General features: G+C 71.2%; 13 protein-coding genes. 11 read left to right on the top strand and 2 right to left on the bottom strand.

Annotated elements, in window-relative coordinates:
- The first annotated feature begins 65 nt into the window (after positions 1–65).
- From map to AC07PU_RS14015, 11 genes are all read left to right on the top strand, one after another.
- Complete coding sequence (gene map, locus AC07PU_RS14065; RefSeq protein WP_093342112.1) at positions 66–890, top strand: type I methionyl aminopeptidase; 825 nt, start codon at positions 66–68, stop codon at positions 888–890.
- 31 nt (positions 891–921) lie between these two features.
- Positions 922–3,528: a [protein-PII] uridylyltransferase gene (locus tag AC07PU_RS14060; protein ID WP_093342114.1), complete on the top strand. Its 2,607-nt coding sequence runs from the start codon at positions 922–924 to the stop codon at positions 3,526–3,528.
- 115 nt (positions 3,529–3,643) lie between these two features.
- Positions 3,644–4,663, top strand: coding sequence for a GGDEF domain-containing protein (locus AC07PU_RS14055; RefSeq protein WP_495318187.1), 1,020 nt, complete (start codon positions 3,644–3,646; stop codon positions 4,661–4,663).
- A 4-nt stretch (positions 4,664–4,667) separates the two neighbouring features.
- Complete coding sequence (locus AC07PU_RS14050; RefSeq protein ID WP_495318185.1) at positions 4,668–6,692, top strand: sensor domain-containing diguanylate cyclase; 2,025 nt, start codon at positions 4,668–4,670, stop codon at positions 6,690–6,692.
- Positions 6,693–7,019: 327 nt separating this feature from the next.
- Positions 7,020–7,493 (top strand): cellulose biosynthesis protein BcsD, encoded by a 474-nt coding sequence (bcsD, locus tag AC07PU_RS14045; protein ID WP_093342118.1) that lies wholly within the window; start codon positions 7,020–7,022, stop codon positions 7,491–7,493.
- The gene (locus AC07PU_RS14040; RefSeq protein ID WP_495318183.1) at positions 7,490–8,044 is read left to right on the top strand and encodes a hypothetical protein; all 555 of its coding nucleotides are present in this window, start codon (positions 7,490–7,492) and stop codon (positions 8,042–8,044) included. The genes bcsD and AC07PU_RS14040 overlap by 4 nt, the downstream gene beginning before the upstream one ends.
- Positions 8,045–8,046: 2 nt before the next feature.
- The gene (bcsQ, locus tag AC07PU_RS14035; RefSeq protein ID WP_296782783.1) at positions 8,047–8,874 is read left to right on the top strand and encodes a cellulose biosynthesis protein BcsQ; all 828 of its coding nucleotides are present in this window, start codon (positions 8,047–8,049) and stop codon (positions 8,872–8,874) included.
- Positions 8,871–11,102, top strand: coding sequence for a UDP-forming cellulose synthase catalytic subunit (gene bcsA, locus AC07PU_RS14030; protein WP_495318180.1), 2,232 nt, complete (start codon positions 8,871–8,873; stop codon positions 11,100–11,102). The genes bcsQ and bcsA overlap by 4 nt, the downstream gene beginning before the upstream one ends.
- Entirely contained in the window at positions 11,099–13,516 is a 2,418-nt protein-coding gene (gene bcsB / locus AC07PU_RS14025) for a cellulose biosynthesis cyclic di-GMP-binding regulatory protein BcsB (protein ID WP_495318178.1), read from the top strand. The genes bcsA and bcsB overlap by 4 nt, the downstream gene beginning before the upstream one ends.
- 29 nt (positions 13,517–13,545) lie before the next feature.
- A complete protein-coding gene (bcsZ, locus tag AC07PU_RS14020) occupies positions 13,546–14,799 on the top strand; it encodes a cellulose synthase complex periplasmic endoglucanase BcsZ (RefSeq protein WP_495318176.1) in 1,254 nt (417 codons plus the stop codon).
- On the top strand, positions 14,775–19,097 hold the full coding sequence (locus AC07PU_RS14015; RefSeq protein WP_495318174.1) for a cellulose biosynthesis protein BcsC: 4,323 nt from the start codon (positions 14,775–14,777) through the stop codon (positions 19,095–19,097). Before bcsZ ends, AC07PU_RS14015 begins: the two co-directional genes overlap by 25 nt.
- A 70-nt stretch (positions 19,098–19,167) precedes the next feature.
- Here AC07PU_RS14015 and AC07PU_RS14010 read toward each other — a convergent pair whose 3' ends face one another.
- On the bottom strand, positions 19,168–20,520 hold the full coding sequence (locus AC07PU_RS14010) for a putative bifunctional diguanylate cyclase/phosphodiesterase (protein WP_093342124.1): 1,353 nt from the start codon (positions 20,518–20,520) through the stop codon (positions 19,168–19,170).
- Between the two features lie 200 nt (positions 20,521–20,720).
- Entirely contained in the window at positions 20,721–21,056 is a 336-nt protein-coding gene (locus AC07PU_RS14005; protein ID WP_296782794.1) for a hypothetical protein, read from the bottom strand.
- Positions 21,057–21,078: the final 22 nt, after the last annotated feature.

The raw sequence follows: 21,078 nt of genomic DNA, 5'->3' as shown, positions 1-21,078 counted from the left end.
CCCGGGCGGCCGGCCAGAGCCCGTTCGGGCGCTGATTTCTTCGCCCGGATGGGATAATTCCATGCATGAGCATTACCTACAAAGACGCCGCGGGCATCGCTGCCATGCGCGTCGCCTGCCGCCTCGCGTCCGAGGTGCTGGACTACCTCACGCCCTTCATCAAGCCCGGCATCACGACCAACGATGTCGACCGCCTGGCCGCCGAGTACATGGTCAAGCAGGGCACCACCTCGGCCACGGTGGGCTACATGGGCGCCAGCAGCGTCCCCTTCCCCAAGTCGCTGTGCACCTCGGTCAACCACGTGGTGTGCCACGGCATCCCGAACGACAAGCCCCTGAAGAAGGGCGACATCATGAATGTCGACGTCACCGTCATCAAGGACGGCTGGTTCGGCGACAACTCCCGCATGTACGTCGTGGGCGATGCCTCGATCGCGGCCAAGCGCCTGTGCCACATCACCTTCGAGGCCATGTGGCACGGCATCCTGCAGGTGCGCCCCGGCGCCCACCTGGGCGACGTGGGCCACGCGATCCAGAAGTTCGCCGAGGGCCAGGGCTTCTCGGTGGTGCGCGAGTTCTGCGGTCACGGCGTGGGCCAGCGTTTCCATGAAGAACCGCAGGTGCTGCACTACGGCCGCCCGGGCACCATGGAGGAGCTCAAGCCCGGCATGATCTTCACCATCGAGCCGATGATCAATGCCGGCAAGCGCGAGGTGAAGGAAGACTTCAAGGGCGGCCAGTACGACGGCTGGACCATCGTCACGCGCGACCATTCGCTCTCGGCCCAGTGGGAACACACGGTGCTGGTCACCGAAACGGGCTACGAGGTGCTGACCCTGTCCGAGGGCAGCCCGCCGCTGCCTTCCTTCGTGAGCGCCATCAAGACATGAGCCGCGCGGCCGGCCGCGCCACCCCACCGCCATGATCGAAGCCGCCCGACACGACGTCGCGACGCTGCGCGAAGCCTACCGCGCGAAGAAGCTCGCCCTTTTCGAAACCCTGCGCTTCGCGCGCGCGCCCACGCGCAGCGTGCACACGGTCCTGCGCCAGCTCGCGGCGCTGGCCGACGAGAGCCTGCAGACGCTGTGGCAGGACGCCGAGTTCGGCGACGGCCTGGCGCTGGTGGCGGTCGGCGGCTACGGGCGCGGCGAGCTGTTCCCCTATTCCGACGTCGACGTGCTGCTGCTGCTGCCGCCCGAGGGCGGCGAGCAGGCGGTCGAGCCGGCACGTCTCGAAGCCTTCATCGGCCAGTGCTGGGATGCCGGCCTGGAGATCGGCTCGAGCGTGCGCACCATCGAGGAATGCCTGGCCGAGGCCGAGAAGGACGTCACGGTCCAGACCTCGCTGCTCGAGGCGCGGCTGATCGTGGGCGACAAGAAGCTGTTCGCCACCTTCCGCAAGCGCTTCGGCACGGTGATCGACCCGCAGGCCTTCTTCATCGCCAAGTCGCAGGAGATGCGGCACCGGCACCAGAAGTTCGACAACACGCCCTACGCGCTCGAGCCCAACTGCAAGGAATCGCCCGGCGGCCTGCGCGACCTGCAGACCATCCTCTGGGTCGCCAAGGCCGCGGGCTTCGGCAGCCGCTGGGACGACCTGGCGCGCAACGGCCTGGCCACGCCCTTCGAGGCGCAGCAGATCAAGCGCAACGAGGCGCTGCTGTCGCTGATCCGCGCCCGGCTGCACGTGATCGCCAACCGGCGCGAGGACCGGCTGGTGTTCGACCTGCAGACCGCCGTGGCCGCGAGCTTCGGCTACGTGAGCGAATCGCAGCGCAAGTCGAGCGAGGCGCTGATGCGGCGCTACTACTGGGCCGCCAAGGCGGTCTCGCAGCTCAACCAGATCCTGCTGCTCAACATCTCCGAGCGGCTGCAGCCGATCGACGAGCTGCCGACGCCGATCAACGAGCGCTTCTTCGAGCGCGCCGGCCTGATCGAGATCGCGCGCGACGACCTCTACGAGAGCGAGCCGCACGCGATCCTCGAGACCTTCCTGCTCTACCAGAAGACCATCGGCGTGAAGGGCCTGTCGGCGCGCACGCTGCGCGCGCTCTACAACGCGCGCCACGTGATGGACAGCAAGTTCCGCAACGATCCGGCGAACCACGAGACCTTCATGCGGATGCTGCAGCAGCCCTACGGCATCACGCATGCCTTCCGGCTGATGAACCAGACCTCGGTGCTGGGGCGCTACCTGCGCGTGTTCCGCAGCATCGTGGGGCAGATGCAGCACGACCTGTTCCACGTCTACACGGTCGACCAGCACATCCTGATGGTGCTGCGCAACGTACGGCGCTTCTTCATCGCCGAGCATGCCCACGAGTACCCGTTCTGCTCGCAGCTCGCGGCCGGCTGGGACAAGCCCTGGCTGCTGTACGTGGCCGCGCTGTTCCACGACATCGCCAAGGGCCGCGGCGGCGACCACTCCACGCTGGGCGCGCGCGACGTGGCGCGCTTCTGCAAGCAGCACGGCATCTCGCGCGAAGACTCGAAGCTGATCGAGTTCCTGGTCTCCGAGCACCTGGTGATGAGCCAGGTGGCGCAGAAGCAGGACCTGAGCGACCCCGAGGTGATCGGCGCCTTTGCGCGCCGCGTGGGCAACGAGCGCTACCTCACGGCGCTCTACCTGCTGACGGTGGCCGACATCCGCGGCACCTCGCCGCGCGTGTGGAATGCCTGGAAGGGCAAGCTGCTCGAGGACCTGTACCGCTACACCCTGCGCGCGCTCGGCGGGCGCATGCCCGATCCCGACACCGAGGTCGAGTCGCGCAAGCGCGAGGCGCTGGTGCAGCTCGCGCTGCATGCCCAGCGCTTCGAGGCGCACAAGGCGCTGTGGGACACGCTCGACGTGGGCTATTTCATGCGCCACGACGCCAGCGAGATCGCCTGGCACGCGATGCAGCTGTCGCGCTTCGTGCCGCCGAAGAACGTGCCGATCGACCCGGCCGCGCCGCCGGTGGTGCGCGCGCATCTGTCGCCGGTGGGCGAAGGGCTGCAGGTGGTGGTCTACACGCCCGACCAGCCCGACCTGTTCGCGCGCATCTGCGGCTATTTCGACCAGGCCTCGTTCAGCATCCTCGACGCCAAGGTCCACACCACGAGCAACGGCTATGCGCTCGACACCTTCCAGGTGGTGACCACCTTCCTGCCCGACCACTACCGCGACCTGATCAACATGGTCGAGACCGGGCTCGCGCAGACCCTGACCGAGGCCGGCGCCCTGCCGCTGCCGAGCATGGGCCGGGTGTCGCGCCGGGTGCGCAGCTTCCCGATCAAGCCGCGCATCAGCCTGGTGCCCGACGAGAAGGCACAGCGCTGGGTGCTCAGCATCTCGGCCAGCGACCGCGCCGGCCTGCTCTATTCGGTGGCACGCGTGCTGGCACGGCACCACCTGAACCTGCAGCTCGCCAAGGTCACGACCCTGGGCGAGCGCGTGGAAGACAGCTTCCTCATCAGCGGTCCCGAATTGCAAGGCCAGCGCACCCAGGCCGCGATCGAAACCGAGCTGATGGAAGCCCTGGAGGCCTGAATGGCCCGCCCGGCGGCCCGCTCCGCCGGGCCAGTTTCGCGACAAAAGTTCACAGATTCTTGTGAATTGAATACCAAATGTTTCTTTTTTCTGTCTGAACGGCAGAATGGACCCCATGGACACATTGCTGACCCAGCTTTCGAGTTCCGTATCGTCGGCCAGGACCCTCGAGGACCTGACCCGTCCCATGCTCGAGATGCTCGAGGCCGTGACCGGCCTGGAGTCGACCTACCTCACGCGCATCGACCTGGAGCAGGGGCTCCAGCACATCCTGTATGCGCGCAACGTGCGGCGGCTGCAGATTCCCGAGGGCCTCGCCGTGCCCTGGGGCGACACCCTGTGCAAGCGCGCCCTCGACGAAGGCCGTGTCTACACCGACAACGTCGCCGAATGCTGGGGTGATTCCGACGCCGCGCGCGAGCTCGGCATCCAGACTTATGTGAGCACCCCGGTGCGCACCGACAGCGGCGGCCTCTACGGCACGCTGTGCGCGGCCAGTGCCGAGCGCCAGCCGCTGCCGGCCAACGCCACCAACGTGCTGGGCCTGTTCGCGCGGCTGATCGGCCACCAGGTCGAGCGCGAGCAGCTGTTCCAGCGCCTCTCGGCCGCCAATGCCGAGCTCGCCACCCATGCCGCGACCGACGCGCTGACCGGCCTGCCGAACCGGCGCGCCTTCCTCGAGGGCCTGCGCCGCATGCTGGCCCAGGGCCAGCGCGACGGCACCGGCGTGCTGGTGGCCTTCGTCGACCTCGACGGTTTCAAGAAGATCAACGACCTGCACGGCCACGAGACCGGCGACGACTTCCTGGTGGAGATCGCGCGCCGGCTGCACGACACGCTGCGTGCCGGCGACCTGCTGGCCCGCCTCGGCGGCGACGAGTTCGTGGTGGTCGGCCCGGGCCCTGCGCTCGCGGGCGGCGAGTCGCCGGCCGCGGCCGAGGCGCTCGGCCAGCGCGTGGCGGCGGCCACGGTCGGCGATTTCCATCTCGGCACGGTCCGGATCGGCTACGAGGGCGCCAGCGTGGGCGCGGTGTCCGTCGACCCGCGCTTCACCACGGCTGAGGAGGCGCTGCGCCTGGCCGATGCCGCGATGTACCTCGACAAGCGCGGACGCAGCGGCCGACCGCACGGATGACCTGATGATCGGCCGGCCACGCGGGCGCCTCGAGCGCGTGTTCGGATCGCTCAAGGTCCGCCTCACGCTGGGCGGCATCGTGGCGCTGGCCCTGGGCATCGCGCTCAGCACCAGCGTGCTGCTGGGCATCGCCGAGCGCGACCTGCTCGCCGCGCAGCAGCAGCGCGAACTCGGCGAATCGGCCCGCACCGCCGCCCTGCTCTCGCGCAGCGTGGTCCAGCTGCAGCGCGCGCTGCTGTCGGTCGCCGAATCGCTCGACGAGGCCACGCTCGACGACCCCGTGGCGCTCGCGCGCTTCATGGACAGCAAGCCGATCCTGCGCGGGCTCTTCACCGTGCTCTACATCGCGCGGCCCGACGGCGAGGTGCGCATCCTGGTCGATGCCGAGAACGGCGTCTCGCGGCCCGCGCTGCCGCTGACCCAGCGCAGCTACTTTCGCCGCACCCTGGCCGAGGGCCGGGCGATCGTCTCGGAGCCGCTGAACGGTCCGCTGTCGGGCGAGCCGATCGTGGTGTTCACGCAGCCGGCGCGCAATGCCTCGGGCATCTACGCGGTGTTCGGCGGCGTGCTGCGGCTGTCCAGCCGCGACCTGCTCGACGGCCTGGTCGATCCGCAGGCCGGCGACGACAACGCGCTGCTGGTCGTCACCACGCTCGATGGCCGCGTGCTCGCGCATCCCGACCGCCGCCGCATCATGAGCTCGCTCGCCGACGAACCGCGCCTGGGACAGGCCTTCAAGGCCTGGACCGCCGAGCACAGCCCGGCGGAGCCCGCGGGCGTGGCGCTGCCGCAGCCCGGCGAGATCGCCAGCGCCGCGGGCGTGGCCGGGCCCGACTGGATGGTGTGGCGCACCCGGCCCCAGTCCGAACTGACCGCGCCCTTCGCCACCGCGCGCGCCCAGTCGCTGCGCTGGGCCGGCCTGATCGTCGCGCCGCTGGCGTTCGCGCTGTTCGCGCTGCTGTGGTGGGGGCTGCGGCCGCTGCGCCTGCTGGAGCGGCGCGCCCAGCACCTGTTCGACGGCAGCCTGGGCGCGGCCGACGGCTGGCCGCGCGCGGGCGGCGAGATCGGCCAGCTCGGCAACGTGCTGCGGCGCGTGGGCATCCAGCGCGCCGAACTCGAACGGCTCAACGGCGAAAGCATCGCCAAGCTCGGCTCGGTGATGCGCGCGGCGCCGGTCGGCATCGCGCTGGTGCGCGATGGCCGCTTCGACCTCGCGAGCGACGAGCTCTGCCGGCTGCTGGACTGCGCGCGCGAAGACCTGCTGGGCCGGCTGACCAGCAAGGTGCTGGTGCCGCCCGAGCCCGGCGAGACCCCGCTGGCCGCGCTCGAGGCACTGGCCTTCGGCGCCGACCAGGCCTACGTGGGCGAATGCCAGGTGCAGCGCGCCGACGGCAGCCGCTTCTGGGCCCGGCTGCGCAGCAAGCCGGTGGACGCGGCGCGCATGGAGCTCGGCACGATCTGGATCCTGACCGACATCGACCAGCAGCGCCGCACCCGCGCGGCGCTCGAGTGGTCGGCCGCGCACGACAGCCTGACCGGGCTGGCCAACCGCCAGCGCTTCGAGGCCCATGCGCAACGGCTGATCGCGGGCCTGCCGGGCACCATGCCGGCGGCGATGGTCTTCATCGACCTCGACAACTTCAAGCGCGTGAACGACACCGGCGGCCACCTGACCGGCGACGCGATGCTGCGCGCGGCCGCGGGCGCCATCGCCTCACGGGTGCGCGCGGGCGACCTCGCGGCGCGGCTGGGCGGCGACGAATTCGTGCTGCTGCTCGAACGCTGCCGCCATGCCGACGCGGTGCGCGTGGCCGAGGCCATCGTGACCTCGATCGCCGAGATCGCCATGCCCTCGCTGCCCGAGGACCTGCGCATCGGCGCGAGCATCGGCGTGGCCAGCCTCACGCCGCAGACGCTGAGCGTGGACGCGTGGCTGCGCGCCGCCGACGAGGCCTGCTATGCGGCCAAGACCGCGGGGCGCGGCGTGGTCCGGGCGGGTTCGGCGCCGGCCGAGCGCGTGCCGGGTTGAGCGGCCGACTATCGACATCCTTCGGGTTTCATCGCCAACCCGCCATCGCTGGCCGGGGCCACAAGGCCCTTCAGAATCACACTAGTTCACACTTCCTGGGGAAACCCCGGATCCAGTGAATCCATTTGGCTGACGAATACGTAACACCTAAGTTACCAGTTCGATGCAACGGGCCCCACGCGAAAGTCGGGGCCACGGATCGCACTGAACGGAACAGGACGGAATGCGACTGGTTCGTCACGAATTCCCGACAATCAGCCGTGAACTAATACCAACTCAGTAAACGATTGTTGTCAATCGTTAACCATTCCCAGAGAATGCCCCAGCATGGAAGAAACAAACGGGGACCTCGATCACTTTGAACGCCGAGCCTGCAGCGCGCAGTGGCTCGCATTCAATCGCGGCATGGCAGCCGAGCTTGCCGCCGGGCTCCCGCCCGAGGATCTGCATCAGCTTTTCTTCCGCATCGGCGAGAACGTGGCGCGCACCTTTCCGGTGCCTCCCTGCGCGAGCCTGGCCGAACTGGAAGCCGAGTTCAACGCCCGCTGGGACGGCATCGACTGGGGCTACAGCACCCTGCGCGAAGAAGCCGACGGCCTGCGCATCCGCCATGCCTGCAGCCCGCTGGCCATGGCTTTCGGGCCCGAATCCACCGGCTGGAGCAGCGGCTTCTTCGAAGGCGTCTACCAGACCTGGTTCGGCAGCCAGCGCCTGCCCGCCGCGCTGCGGGTGCAGGCGCTGCCATCCCATCCGCAGCCCGGCGCGGTGATCGAACTCCGATTGGCGAGGTCTTCCCCATGAACAACGACGATCCATCCGCCGAGGACGTGGCCGGACTGTTCCGCAAGTTCGGCGGCGACTCGCATGTCTACAAGGAATTCGCGCCGCCCGAGCCCACCGACGGCGAAGGCCGCGCCGGCTGGCCGCTGCTGTCGGGCGCGCCGATCGAGCGCGCGCCCGAACCGCCGCCGCCTGTCGCACCCGTGAAGCCGGTGGTGCAGGCCGCGCCCGTGCCGCCGCCGGCCCCGGTCATGGCCCCACCGCCCGTGGCGGTGCGCCCCGCGCCGGCCATCGCGCCCGCCCGGCCGGCCGCCCCGCTCGCGAGTCCGTTCGGCCCGGCGCCGACCGTGCCGCCGCCGGCCCAGCCCGTGCCCGCCTGGGCCGCCGCCCGGCCCGCTCCCGCTTTCGCCCCGGGGCCCGCCCCGGCCCTTCCCTCCACCGCCACGCCGACACCTCCCGCCTCGGACGCACGGAGCCCGACCGAGCTGGACGCGCTGTTCGCGCGCCTGGCGGGACCGCAGCGCCCCGAGCCCCCGCCGGGCCCCATGTCACGCTGGCGCCGGCCGACGTGACCATGGTCGTCATCCCCGTCATTTCATCCAAGGGCGGTGTTGGCAAGACCACCGTCGCCGCCAACCTGAGCACCGTGCTCGCCGAGCGCGGCCACCACGTGCTGGCGATCGACCTCGATCCGCAGAACGCGCTGCGCTTCCACCTCGCCAACGATCCGCACCAGTGCGTCGAGGGCCTGGCCGAGGTCGCGGCCGGCCAGTTGACCTGGACCCAGGCGATGCGCCCCGGCCATGGCGGCACCGTGGTGCTGCCCTTCGGCACGGTCGACGACGAGCAGCAGATCGAACTCGAGCAGCAGCTCGCGCGCTACCCGGGCTGGCTCGGCGACACGCTCGCGCGCTTCGCGCTGCCCGACGACACGCTGGTGGTGCTCGATACCCCGCCCGGCCCCACGGTCTATATGCAGCAGGCGCTGCGCACGGCGAACTTCTGCGTGGTCACGGTGCTGGCCGATGCCGGCTCCTTCGCCACCCTGCCGATCATCGAGCGCATGGTCGACAAGTACTGCCGCCCGCGCGCCGACTACGGCGGCAGCGCCTACGTGGTGAACCAGGTGGCGCCGAGCCGCCGGCTCAACCACGACGTGTTCGAGATGCTGCGCGCGCGCCTGCAGTCGGAACTGCTGGGCGTGCTGCACCAGGACGAATCGGTGTCCGAGGCGCTGGCCTCGGCGCTGCCGGTGCACCGCTACGCGCCCCTGAGCCAGGCGGCGCAGGACCTCTCGGTGTGCGCCGACCGGCTGCTGGCGCGCATCGCCGCGGCCGCCGCGAACCGCGCCGCCCACGCACAGCCCGCGGCCGATCCGGCCTGGCAGATGGAGTCCCGATGAGCAGCAGCAAGGCGCAGCCGGCATCCGAGGCGAGCTCCGCGCCGCCTCCCTCGCCCGATACCCCGCTGGGCGCCGATCGCCCGCCGCGGCCCGCGCCGGCCTTCCTGCGCCTGTGGCCGGTGCGGCTGCTGGGCTGGCTGATCCTGCTCACGACGGCACCGGCGCTGATCATCGCGCCCATGACCTTCGAACAGCAGCTGGTGCTGTCGATCGGCATCTTCCTCGCGGCCCTGTTCGTGAACCGCTTCCGCGGCCACTTCGCGGGGCTGGTGCTGATGCTGCTGTCGGTGATCGTCTCCTCGCGCTACACCTACTGGCGCATCACCGAGACGATGTACATGGACAACATCGTCGACCTGGTGCTGGGCGTGGGCCTGCTCATGGCCGAGCTCTACGCCTTCATCGTGCTGCTGCTGGGCTACATCCAGACCGCCTGGCCGCTGGGCCGCAAGCCCTCGCCGCTGCCCGCCGACCCGGCCGAGTGGCCGAGCATCGACCTGTTCATCCCGACCTACAACGAGCCGATGTCGGTGGTGCGCCCGACGGTGCTGGCCGCGCAGGCCATCGACTGGCCGCGCGACAAGATCAAGATCTACGTGCTCGACGACGGCCGGCGTCCCGAGTTCCGCGAGTTCTGCGATGCCGTGGGCGTGACCCACGTCACGCGCGACAACAACCGCCATGCCAAGGCCGGCAACATCAATGCCGCGCTCAAGAACACCAGCGCCGAGTTCGTCGCGATCTTCGACTGCGACCACATCCCCACGCGCTCGTTCATGCAGATCGCGATGGGCTGGTTCAACCGCGACGCGAAGCTGGCCATGGTCCAGCTGCCCCACTATTTCTTCTCTGCCGATCCCTTCGAGCGCAACCTCGACACCTTCGGCACGGTGCCCAACGAGGGCGAGCTGTTCTACGGCCTGATCCAGGACGGCAACGACCTCTGGAACGCCAGCTTCTTCTGCGGCTCCTGCGCGGTGCTGCGCCGCACGGCGGTCGAGGAAGTCGGCGGCATCGCGGTCGAGACCGTGACCGAGGACGCCCACACCGCGCTGAAGATGCACCGCCGCGGCTGGAACACCGCCTACCTCGCGCTGCCGCAGGCCGCGGGTCTCGCGACCGAGAGCCTCTCGGGCCACGTGGGCCAGCGCATCCGCTGGGCGCGCGGCATGGCGCAGATCTTCCGCGTCGACAACCCGCTGTTCGGCCGCGGGCTGCATTGGGCACAGCGGCTGTGCTACCTCAACGCGATGCTGCACTTCCTGTACGGGCTGCCGCGGCTCATCTACCTGACGGCGCCGCTGGCCTACCTGTACTTCGGCGCGAGCGTGATCCATGCCTCGGCCTCGATGATCTTCGCGTTCGCGCTGCCGCACATCCTGCACGCCAACCTGACCAACAGCCGGATCCAGGGGCGCTTCCGCTACCTGCTGTGGAACGAGGTCTACGAGGCGGTGCTGGCCTGGTACATCTTCCGGCCCACGCTGGTGGCGCTGATCAATCCCAAGCTCGGCAGCTTCAACGTGACGGCCAAGGGCGGCCTGATCCAGGAGCAGTACTTCGACACCTCGATCGCCAAGGCCAGCCTGGTGCTGCTGGCGCTGAACTTCATCGGCGTGGCGCTCGGGATCTGGCGGCTGACCTGGGTCGATCCGCAGAACATCGCCACCGTGTGGCTGAACCTGGCCTGGACCATCTACAACCTGATGATCCTCGGCGCCTGCGTGGCGGCCGCCAACGAGTCGCGCCAGGTAAGGGCCGCGCACCGCGTGACGCTCGACGTGCCGGCGGCGCTGTACTTCGCCAACGGCCACTCGATGCGCTGCAACACCTTCGACTTCTCGACCGGCGGCCTGGGCCTGGAGCTGCCGACCGAGGTCAAGCTGGCGCCCGACGAACCGATCGAGGTGGCGCTGTTCCGCGGCGACGCGGAATCGCGCTTCCCCGCCACCGTGCGCTTCAGCAACGGCAAGCGCCTGGGCATCCGCTTCGCGCCGATGAGCTTCGCGCAGGAGCGCGCGCTGGTGCAGTGCACGACCGCGCGCGCCGACATCTGGGCCGCGCGCTGGGGCAACCATCCGCGCGTGGGCGTGCACCGCGTGCTGGCCCACCTGACGAGCATCAGCCTGGTCGGCTTCAAGGACATGTTCTCCCATTACTACCGGGCCGGCCTCTCGCGGCTGCGGCTGCCCAAGCGCTCCGTCGGAACGAAGAAGGAAACCGCGTGACGATCACTCCGAAAGCGCCGCGCCGCGGCGCCGCCCCCTCCTTCCGTCCGGCCGCCGGCGCCATGCTGGCCCTGCTGGCGCTGACCGCGGCCGGCACGGCCTCGACGCAGCAGCAGCGCCCGGGTGCACCCGCCGCGGCCGCGCCGGCCTTCGCACCGGCGACCGTGCCCTCGATCGCGCCAGCCGCCGTGCCCACGCTCGCGCTGCCGCCCCAGCAACTGCCCGGCGCGGCCGGCGTGCCGGTGCCCGTCGCCAGCACGGCCGCCGCCGGCGGCACGGTGCGCGAACTCAACCTCACGCAACTGGGCATCGACTACGCGATCCAGCTGCGCGGCATCAGCGGCACCATCGGCATCCCGTTCAACATCCGCGCCGACGAGCTGGTGACCTCGGCCTCGTTGCGTCTCAACTACGCCTACTCGCCCTCGCTGATCCCCGAGCTGTCGCACCTGAAGGTGACGGTCAACGACGTGCTGGTCGCCACGCTGCCGGTGAACCGCGCCGACGGCGGCAAGCCGCAGACCGCCGACATCCCGATCGACCGGCGCCTGATCACCGAATTCAACCGCATCAACGTCGAGCTGATCGGCCACTACACGCGCGACTGCGAGGACCCGGCCCACACCAGCCTGTGGGCGCGCATCGATGCCTCGAGCACGCTGCGCCTGAACGTGTCGCCGCTCAAGCTGAGCAACGACCTCGCGACGCTGCCGCAGCCCTTCTTCGACCGCCGCGACGTGCGCCGAGCGCGCATTCCCTTCGTCTTCGGCAGCGCCGAATCGGGCCCGCTGCTCGAAGCGGCGGGCGTGGTCTCGTCGTGGTTCGGCGCGCTGGCCGACTACCGCGGCGCCGTGTTCCCGGTCTCGCGCGGCCAGCTGCCCAGCGGCCATTCGGTGGTGTTCGCCACGCCCGAAACCAGCCTGCCCGGCCTGGTGCTGCCCGCGATCCAGGGGCCGGCGCTGGCCGTGGTCGACCATCCGCAGGACCCGACCGCCAAGCTGCTGCTGGTGATGGGCCGCGACGCCAACGAGCTGCGCACCGCCGCCGCCTCGCTGGCGCTCAACAGCCGCGCGCTGTCGGGCGCGACCAGCGCGATCGCCGCCTTCCAGGAACCGCCCGCGCGCAAGCCCTACGACGCGCCGCGCTGGGTGCCCAGCGACCGCGCGCTGCAGTTCGGCGAGCTCACGACCGCGGCCGATCTCTCCGTCACCGGCTACAACCCCGACGTGGTGCGGGTCAACCTGCAGCTGCCGCCCGACCTGTTCACCTGGCGCAGCCGCGGCATCCCGCTCGACCTGCTCTACCGCTACACGCCGCGCGTGCGGCCCGACCAGTCGACGCTCAACGTCAACGTCAACGAGAACTTCATCGGCGCGATCCCGCTGCGCTCGGCCAACCCGGCCGGCGACCGCTGGTACAACCCGCTGGCCGTCAAGCTGATGCCCGACGGCACCCTGGCCGAGCGCAAGGAAGTGATCCTGCCGCCGCTGGCGCTGGGCCCGCGCAGCCAGCTGCGGCTGCACTACTACTTCGAGCCCGTGGCCGGCCGCTGCATCCCGCAGCTCGACAACGTGCGCGGCTCGATCGACCCGACCTCGAAGATCGACGTCTCGGGCTTCCCGCACTTCATCGCCATGCCCGAGCTCGCGGCCTACGCCAACGGCGGCTTCCCGTTCTCGCGCATGGCCGACCTGTCGGACACCGCGGTGATCCTGCCCGACCAGGCCGACACCTCCGACACCGAGACCTACCTCGGCCTGATGGGCCAGATCGGCCGCGCCACCGGCTACCCCGTGCTGCGCGTGAAGGTGGGCCGCTCGGCCGAGGTCTCGCAGTGGGCCGACAAGGACCTGCTGGTGATCGGCAACCTGCAGAACCAGCCGCTGTTCACGCAGTGGGCCGAGCGCATGCCGCTCAAGCGCGCCGCGGCCGCCAACGGCAGCGGCGACGGCTCGCCGCAGTTCAAGCTCTCGAGCTGGATCGACACCGCGATCGACTTCGTGATCGGCGCGCGCACCCGCGAGGACTTGCCGGGCTCGATGCAGATCGCGGTCAGCGACGACGGCCGCGACGCGGTACTCGCGGGCTTCGAGTCGCCGCTGCGCAGCGGCCGCAGCGTGGTCGCCGCGATCTCCAACAGCACCTCGAAGGACGCGCTGCTCAACGCGCTGATGACACCCGACCTGCTCAAGCGCGTGCAGGGCAGCATGGCCATCGTGCGCGACGCGCAGGTGCACAGCGTGCTCGGCAGCGAGACCTACTACGTCGGCCGCCTGCCGCCGATCGCCTGGCTGCAATGGAACCTCTCGCGCAGCCCGCTGCTGCTGGCGGCACTGGTGGTGCTGCTGGCCGTGATCGGCGCCGCGGTGGCCTATGCCAGCCTGCAGATTCGCGCGCGCCGCCGCCTCAAGTGACGACCCTCGCCCCGGAGACCGACCCCACGATGCCAGGTTCGAAGCCCACGCTTCCCCCTTCCGTTCCAGACCGGCGGCGCCGCTCGCTGTTCGCGGCGATGGCCGCGTCCGCGCTGGCCTGGACCGGCACGCGCGCGGCCGCGCAGGCCACGCCGCCCGCCGCGTCCACCCCGCCCGCCGCGCCGATGCCCGCCACCTGCCATCCCGCCGCCGACTGGAACGCCTTCGTCGCGCGCCACATCCAGCGCGACGGCCGCGTGATCGACTTCAACACGCCGCAGCAGCACTCGACCTCCGAGGGCCAGTCCTACTGCATGTTCCTGGCGCTGGTGCACAACGACCGCGAGCTGTTCGCGCGCGTGCTGGGCTGGGCCGAGACCAACCTCGCCAGCGGCAGCATCGCGAAGAACCTGCCGGCCTGGCAGTGGGGCCGCAAGCCCGGCGGCGGCTGGGGCGTGCTCGATCCGAATCCCGCCTCCGACGCCGACCTCTGGATCGCCTATGCGCTGATGGAGGCCGGCCGGCTCTGGAACGAGCCGCGCTACGCGAGCATGGGGCGCAGCCTGCTGGCCATGGTGGCGCGCGAGGAAGTGGTGCTGCTGCCGGGCTTCGGCCGCATGCTGCTGCCCTGGCCCAAGTCGGTGGCCACCGGCTCGGTGTGGCGGCTCAACCCGAGCTACATGCCGCTGCAGCTGCTGCGCTATTTCCAGCAGACCGATCCGCAGGGCCCCTGGGCCGCGGTGGCCGACAACACGGTGCGCCTGCTCGCGGCCACGGCGCCGCGCGGCTTCTCGCCCGACTGGTGCGCCTGGTCGGAGGACGCGCGCGCCTTCGTCGCCGATCCCGAGAAGGGCACGGTCGGCAGCTACGATGCGATCCGCGTCTACCTCTGGGCCGGCATGCTGGCCGAGTCCTCGCCCGATCGCCGGCCGCTGCTGCAGGCGCTGACCGGCCCGAAGCGCCTGCTGGCCGACCGGCAGCCGATCCCCGAGCTGGTCGACACCGCCACCGGCACCGTGCGCGGCATGGGGCCGCTGGGTTTCGCCGGCGCGCTGCTGCCCTACCTGAAGGCGCAGGACATGCCCGAGGCGCTGGCCACCGAGCTGGCGCGCCTGCCCAATTCGCGCGCCGACGGCCAGCCGTCGACCGCCCTGCTTCCCTACTACGAACAAATGCTGCTGCTCTTCGGCCAGGCCTGGCTCGACGGGCGCTACCAGTTCCTTCGGAACGGCCAGCTGCAAACCTCATGGAGACTGCTATGTCGACCCACCCGCACGGCATGACATCGCCGCGCCCGACCCGGTTGCGCCGCGCTCCGGGAGGCTTGCCCTCCGCGCGCTGGCTGGCCTGCCTGGGCCTGTTCGCCACCCTCGGCGCCGCCAACCCGGCGCACGCCCAGGCCGACGCCGCCACCGCCCTGATCGAACAGGGCAACTACTGGCAGTCGCAGGGCCGCGTCGACCTCGCCGAGGAGAGCTGGCGCAAGCTGCTGAGCGTCAACCCGCAATCGGCCGACGCGATGTACGGCATGGCGCAGGTCGAGCTCTCGCGCGGCAATGCCGAGCCGGCGCGCAGCTGGATCGCGCGGCTGCGCGCGGCCGCGCCCAACGACCCGCGCCTGTCGCGCCTGCAGCAGCAGGCGCAGAACCCCGGCCAGGGCAGCCTGCTGCAGCGCGCCCGCGCGGCGGCGCGCGCCGGCCGCGCGGCCGAGGCCGTGCAGCTGTACCGCGACCAGTTCGACAACCGGCCGCCGCCCGAGGCGCTGGCGCTCGAGTACTACCAGACGCTGAGCAGCACGCCGCAGGGCGCCGACGAAGGCCGCCGCGGCATCGAGCAGCTGGCGCGCGAATACCCCGAGAACGCCAGCTACAAGCTCGCGCTCGCGCAACTGCGCACTTACAGCGAGAGCACGCGGCGCGAAGGCATCCGCGCGCTGGTCGAGCTCTCGAAGCAGCCCGCCGTGGGCGCGGCCGCGCGCGCGAGCTGGCGCCAGGCGCTGATCTGGCTCGACGCACGCGCGCCCGACATCCCGCTGTACCGCGAGTTCCTCGCCAACAACCAGAACGACACCGCCGTGGCCGCGCGCCTCGAAGCGCTCGAGAGCGGCCGCACCACCGCGGCCTCGGGCCCGGGCGTGCCGCTCGGCGAGGGCTACCGCGCGCTCGAGCGCGGCGATCCGGCGACCGCCGAGCAGCGCTTCCAGCAGGCGCTGCGCGCCAAGGCAGACGACAGCGAGGCGCTCGGCGGCCTGGGCCTGGTGCGGCTGCGCCAGGAGCGTTTCGCCGAGGCGCAGCAGTACCTCGAGCAGGCCGCGCGCGGCGGCAACACCAAGTGGAATTCGGCACTGCAGAGCGCCACCTACTGGAACCTCGTGAACCAGGCCCGCGCCGCGCAGGGCCGCAACGACCTGCGCAATGCGCAGGCACTGCTCGAGCGCGCGGTGCGCATCGACGGGCGCGAGCCCGTGGGCCAGGTCGCGCTGGCCGACCTGCGCGCCGCCGCCGGCGAACTGCCGCAGGCCGAGCAGGGCTACCGCCGCGTGCTCGAGAGCAAGCCCTCGGACGGCCAGGCGCTGCGCGGCCTGATCGCGGTGCTGGGCCGCCAGGGCCGCGCCGACGAGGCGCTCGAACTCTCGCGCCGCCTCACGCCCGAGCAGGCGGCCCAGCTCGGCGGCCTGCGCGACATCCAGGTCGAGCAGGCGCGCGCCAAGGCCAAGCAGCAGGCCGATGCCGGCGACGCCGCCGGCGCGCAGCGCACGCTGGAAGACGCGATGCTCGCCGCGCCCGACAGCCCGTGGGTGCGGCTGGACCTGGCCAACATCTACCGTCGCCAGGGCCTGGTGGCCGAGGCGCGCGGCGTGATGGAGGGCCTGCTGATGTCCCAGCCCGACATGCCCGATGCGCTGTTCGCGAGCGCCCTGCTGGCTTCCGAGACCGGCGACGCCGCCGCCGGCATCCAGTACCTCGAACGCATCCCGGCCGGCTCGCGCACCCGCGAGATGGCCGCGCTGCAGCGCCGGCTCTGGGCCCAGTCGCAGGCGCAGCGCGCGCAGGCGCTGGCACGCCAGGGCCAGGTCGACGCCGCGCGCCAGCTGCTGGGCCAGGCCGAAGCCTCGCTGAGCAGCGACATGCCGAGCGAAATCTTCGGCCAGCTCGCGGGCGCCTATGCCGACATCGGCGATGCGCCGCGCGCGCTCGCGATGAGCCGCCAGCTGCTCGCGCGCACGCCGACACCGACCGTGGCCAACCGCCTGCTCTATGCCTCGGTGCTGCTCAAGACGCGCCAGGACATCGAACTGTCGGCCGTGCTGCGCCAGCTCGCGAGCACCAGCATGACCTCGTCCCAGCGCGCCGACTTCGATGCGCTGCGCATCGCCTACGCGCTGCGCCAGACCGATGCGCTGCGCGAGGCCGGCAACCTCGAGGCCGCCTACAACGCGATGGCGCCGGTGCTGGCCGAGCAGCCCGACGATCCGAAGGCATTGGCCGCGCTCGCGCGGCTGTACTCGGCCGCGCGCGACGAGAGCCAGGCGCTGGCGCTCTACCAGCGCGTGCTGCAGCGCAGCCCGACCGACCTCGATACCCTGCTGGCCGCCGCCGCGAGCGCGAGCGCGCAGCGCAACCACAGCGACGCCGAGAGCTACGTGATGGCCGCGCTCAAGCAGGCGCCGGACGAGTCGCGCGTGCTGACCGCGGCCGGCCGCGTCTACCGCAATGCCGGCGACAGCCGCAAGGCCGAGCAGTACCTGCGCGCCGCGGTCGAGGCCGACAGCCGGCTCGCGGCCGGCGGTTCGCCCGGCGCGCCCGGTGTGCCGGGCGGCCTGCCGCCCGCGAACCCCTTCGCCGGCATGACCGGCGGTGCCGCGAGCACGGCCCTGCCGGTGCCCGCGGGCGCCGGCGGCAATCCCTTCGCCCAGGCGCGGATGCAGCCGGTGGCCTACGCGGCGGCTGCCCCCGCGGGCGCGTACCCGGCCGCCTATCCCGTGCAGTACCCGGCCTATCCCGCCGCGCCCGCGAACGCGGGCTATCCGGGCGCGACGCCGTGGCCCGCGGGCTCGCAGCCCGCGGCCAATGCCAAGGGGCGCCGCACCACGAGCACCGCCGCGCCGGCCGCGAACACGCGCACCGCCGCGCGCACGGCCAACACGCCCCAGGCCACGGCCTACATCGCGCCGCCGCTGCAGCAGTACCCGGTGGCCGGCGCGCAGCCGGTGGCACCGGTCTACGCGCAGGCGCCGCAGGCCGGCTATCCGCCGGCCTACGTGCAGGGCGGCGGCCTGCTGCCGCTGCCGCGCCCTGGTTCGGCGCCGGCCGACCTCGGCTGGAACGCGGCACCGCGTGCCCAGCCGCCGGCCGATTCGGCCGCGGCGGAACTGCGCGAGCTCGAGGCCGCGCGCTCGGTCTCCATCACCGCGGGCACCGTGTTCCGCAACCGCGCGGGCGAAGCCGGCCTGAGCCGGCTGACCGACTTCGAGATTCCGTTCGAGGCCCGCTTCCCGGTCGGCGACGGCAAGATCGTCGTGGGCGTCACGCCCACCTTCCTCGACGCCGGCTCGCCCGCGGGCGACTGGGCCACCGCCAGCCGCTTCGGCGGCGGACCCGGCTCGGCCTTCACGGGCCTGCTGAACGGCACCACGGCAGGCCAGCAGAACGCCTCGGGCCTGGGCCTGAGCGTGGGCTACGAAGGCAAGAACTTCGGCGCCAGCATCGGCACCACGCCGCTGGGCTTCCAGCAGGTCAACCTGATCGGCAACGCGACCTTCAAGGGCGCCTTCGGCGATGCGTGGTCGTACAAGGCCGACCTGTCGCGCCGGCCGGTCACCGACAGCCTGCTGTCCTTCGCGGGTGCGAAGGACGAGCGCACCGGCGAGCGCTGGGGCGGCGTGGTCGCGACCGGCGCGCGCGGCGATATCGGCTACGACGACGGCACCTACGGCTTCTACGGCTACGGCGCGCTGCACGGCCTCACGGGCAAGAACGTGGCGAGCAACTCGCGCTTCGAGATCGGCGGCGGCAGCTACATCCACCTGCTGAGCGAACCCGGCAACAAGCTCACGCTGGGGCTCAACCTCGGCATCATGGGCTACGACAAGAACCTCAGCTACTACACCTTCGGCCATGGCGGCTACTTCAGCCCGCAGAGCTTCGTGAGCCTCGCGCTGCCGGTGGACTGGAGCGGTCGCAACAACCGGCTGTCGTGGCGCGTCAATGCCTCGCTGGGCGTGCAGGCCTTCAACCAGAAGGAAACGCCCTACTTCCCGACCGACAGCAGCCGCAACGGCGATGCCGGCCGCGCGGCCGCCGGCGCGGCGTCGCTCGGCCTCACCAGCACGATCTACAACGGCCGCTATCCGAAGACCTCGAAGACCGGCCTGGCCTACAACCTCGCCGCGGTGCTCGAGTACCAGCTCGCGCCGAAGATGTACCTGGGCGGCTCGGTCGGCCTGAACAACGCGCAGGACTACCGGCAGTTCACCGGCAGCCTCTACCTGCGCTACGTGTTCGACGGCTCGAGCACGCTGGGCGTGCCCACGGGCACGACGCTGCGGCCGCTGGTGTCGCCGTACACGCCGCTGCTCTGAACGGCGACGGCCCACGAAAAAGCCGCGCGGCCCCGAGGGGCTCGCGCGGCTTTTGTTCTTTGGGGAGGGCTCAGCCGCCCGAGACCGATGGCCCCGCGACAGGCACCGCCTGCGCGCGGTGTTGCTGCGGACCCCACAGCGGCACGCGCTCGAAGTCCTGCACCCATTGCGGGATGTCGCAGGCCGACAGCGGCATCGAGATGCCGTAGCCCTGGGCCAGCGTGCAGCCCATCTCGAGCAGCGCCTCACCGAGCTCGAGCGTCTCGACGCCCTCGGCCACCGGCGTGCGGCCCAGCGCCTTGAGCAGCGCGAGGATGCCCTGCACGATCGCGCGGTCCTGCTCGCTCTCGAGCATGCCGCGGATGAAGGACTGGTCGATCTTGACCGAGGACACGGGCAACTGGCGCAGGTAGGTCAGCGAGGAATAGCCGGTGCCGAAGTCGTCGATGGCCACCGGCACGCCCAGGCCCTTGCAGGCCTCGACGAAGCGGGCCACGGTGGAGAACTTGCTGATGGCGGTGGTCTCGAGGATTTCGAGCTCGAGCGTGCCGGCACCCAGTTTGGGGAACTGCGCCAGATGCTGCGCGAGCCGGTCGACGAAGTCCCAGCGCATCATATGGCGCGGGCTCACGTTGACGCTGATCGCGGTGCGCAGGCCGGCCGAACGCCATTCGTGCGCCTGGCGCAGGGCCGCGCCGATCACCCAGTCGCCCATGCGCTCGGCCAGTTCGTCGCCCTCGGTGAGCGGCACGAACTGCCCGGGCTGCAGCAGGCCGCGCTCGGGATGCTGCCAGCGGATCAGCGCCTCGACGCCCACCATCACGCCGCGCTGCATGTCGACCTTGGGCTGGTAGCAGAGGAAGAATTCGTCGCGCTCCAGGCCTTCCTGGATGCGCTGACGCGCACGCACCATCTGCTCGTCGGCATGGGCCTGCGGCGCGTCGAAGTAATGCACCCGGCCGTCGCCCGCGCGCTTGGCGAAGAAGGCCGCATGGCTGGCCTGGCGCAGCGCGAGCTCGGGCGGCGGGCCGCTGGCGTCGAGCAGCCGCGCGCCGAGGCTGGCCTCGAGGCTGACGGCATGGCCGCGCCATTCCCAGGGTTCGGACAGCGCGGCCAGCATGCGTTCGAGCACCTGGTGGCATTGCGAATTGCCGATGCCCGCGAACACGGCCGCGAACTCGTCGCCACCGACATGGGCCAGCAGGCCCTCGCGCGGCAGCTGGGCTTTGAGGCGGCGGCGTGCTTCCTCGAGCGCGGCATTGCCGCCGGCCATGCCCAGGCGCTGGTTCACGTCGGCGAAACGATCGAGGTCGATGAAGCAGACGATGGCCAGCCGCTTGCCCTCGCGGGCCCAGTCGGCCAGCAGCGGGCGCAGCACCTCATCGGGCGGAAGGCGGTTGAGTCCGGAATCCGGCAGGGCCATGGCGGGAGGTTGCTTGGTCGACAAAGGGCTGAGTCCGGAAAATCGCAATCTATTGTTCTCTCAAAACTGACCGTGGAGCGATCCGTGCGGGGCGAATTGTGAGGTTCGCGGTCTTCGCGCAACACCGTGGCACCCAAGCGTTCGCGGATGCGGCGCCTGGAACGGGGAAGCGGGATCGAAGTGGCGGGTCGGGCTCTCTTCTATTGGCAGCTCGCTCCCACGATGCGGCCCGAGGGTTCGACCCTCACGTTGAGCCGGGTCGGATCGAGCACGGGGTCGGACGGGTCGGTGACCAGCAGGGTGCGCGCGAACTTCGCGCCGCTGCGCTGGCGCATTTCCTCGAGCAGCGGCGCGGTGACGCGCAGGCCCAGCGCGAAGCGCACGCCCTCGGCCAGACAGCTTTCGGGCGGCGGCGCGAAGGCCGGCGGCTCCGGCACCTCGGAGGTGAGGGGACGGTCCTTGGGCGGCGCCTGGCAGCCGGCGGCCAGCAGGAGCAGCGCCGTGAGAGAAAGCCAGTGTCGGCCGTGGATGCGCATTCGGGGGTTCCTTGAACGGGGG

It is taken from the genome of Variovorax sp. GW821-FHT10D07, assembly GCF_059415325.1.
This window is presented reverse-complemented; position numbering and strand designations above follow the sequence as displayed.

What these genes read in the sequence shown, in the direction of transcription:
- map (WP_093342112.1), top strand. Translation starts at nt 66, where the DNA reads ATGAGCATTACCTACAAAGACGCCGCGGGCATCGCTGCCATGCGCGTC.
- AC07PU_RS14010 (WP_093342124.1), bottom strand. Translation starts at nt 20,520, where the DNA reads ATGGCCCTGCCGGATTCCGGACTCAACCGCCTTCCGCCCGATGAGGTG.
- bcsA (WP_495318180.1), top strand. Translation starts at nt 8,871, where the DNA reads ATGAGCAGCAGCAAGGCGCAGCCGGCATCCGAGGCGAGCTCCGCGCCG.
- AC07PU_RS14050 (WP_495318185.1), top strand. Translation starts at nt 4,668, where the DNA reads ATGATCGGCCGGCCACGCGGGCGCCTCGAGCGCGTGTTCGGATCGCTC.
- AC07PU_RS14005 (WP_296782794.1), bottom strand. Translation starts at nt 21,056, where the DNA reads ATGCGCATCCACGGCCGACACTGGCTTTCTCTCACGGCGCTGCTCCTG.
- AC07PU_RS14055 (WP_495318187.1), top strand. Translation starts at nt 3,644, where the DNA reads ATGGACACATTGCTGACCCAGCTTTCGAGTTCCGTATCGTCGGCCAGG.
- bcsZ (WP_495318176.1), top strand. Translation starts at nt 13,546, where the DNA reads ATGCCAGGTTCGAAGCCCACGCTTCCCCCTTCCGTTCCAGACCGGCGG.
- bcsQ (WP_296782783.1), top strand. Translation starts at nt 8,047, where the DNA reads ATGGTCGTCATCCCCGTCATTTCATCCAAGGGCGGTGTTGGCAAGACC.
- AC07PU_RS14015 (WP_495318174.1), top strand. Translation starts at nt 14,775, where the DNA reads ATGTCGACCCACCCGCACGGCATGACATCGCCGCGCCCGACCCGGTTG.
- AC07PU_RS14040 (WP_495318183.1), top strand. Translation starts at nt 7,490, where the DNA reads ATGAACAACGACGATCCATCCGCCGAGGACGTGGCCGGACTGTTCCGC.
- AC07PU_RS14060 (WP_093342114.1), top strand. Translation starts at nt 922, where the DNA reads ATGATCGAAGCCGCCCGACACGACGTCGCGACGCTGCGCGAAGCCTAC.
- bcsD (WP_093342118.1), top strand. Translation starts at nt 7,020, where the DNA reads ATGGAAGAAACAAACGGGGACCTCGATCACTTTGAACGCCGAGCCTGC.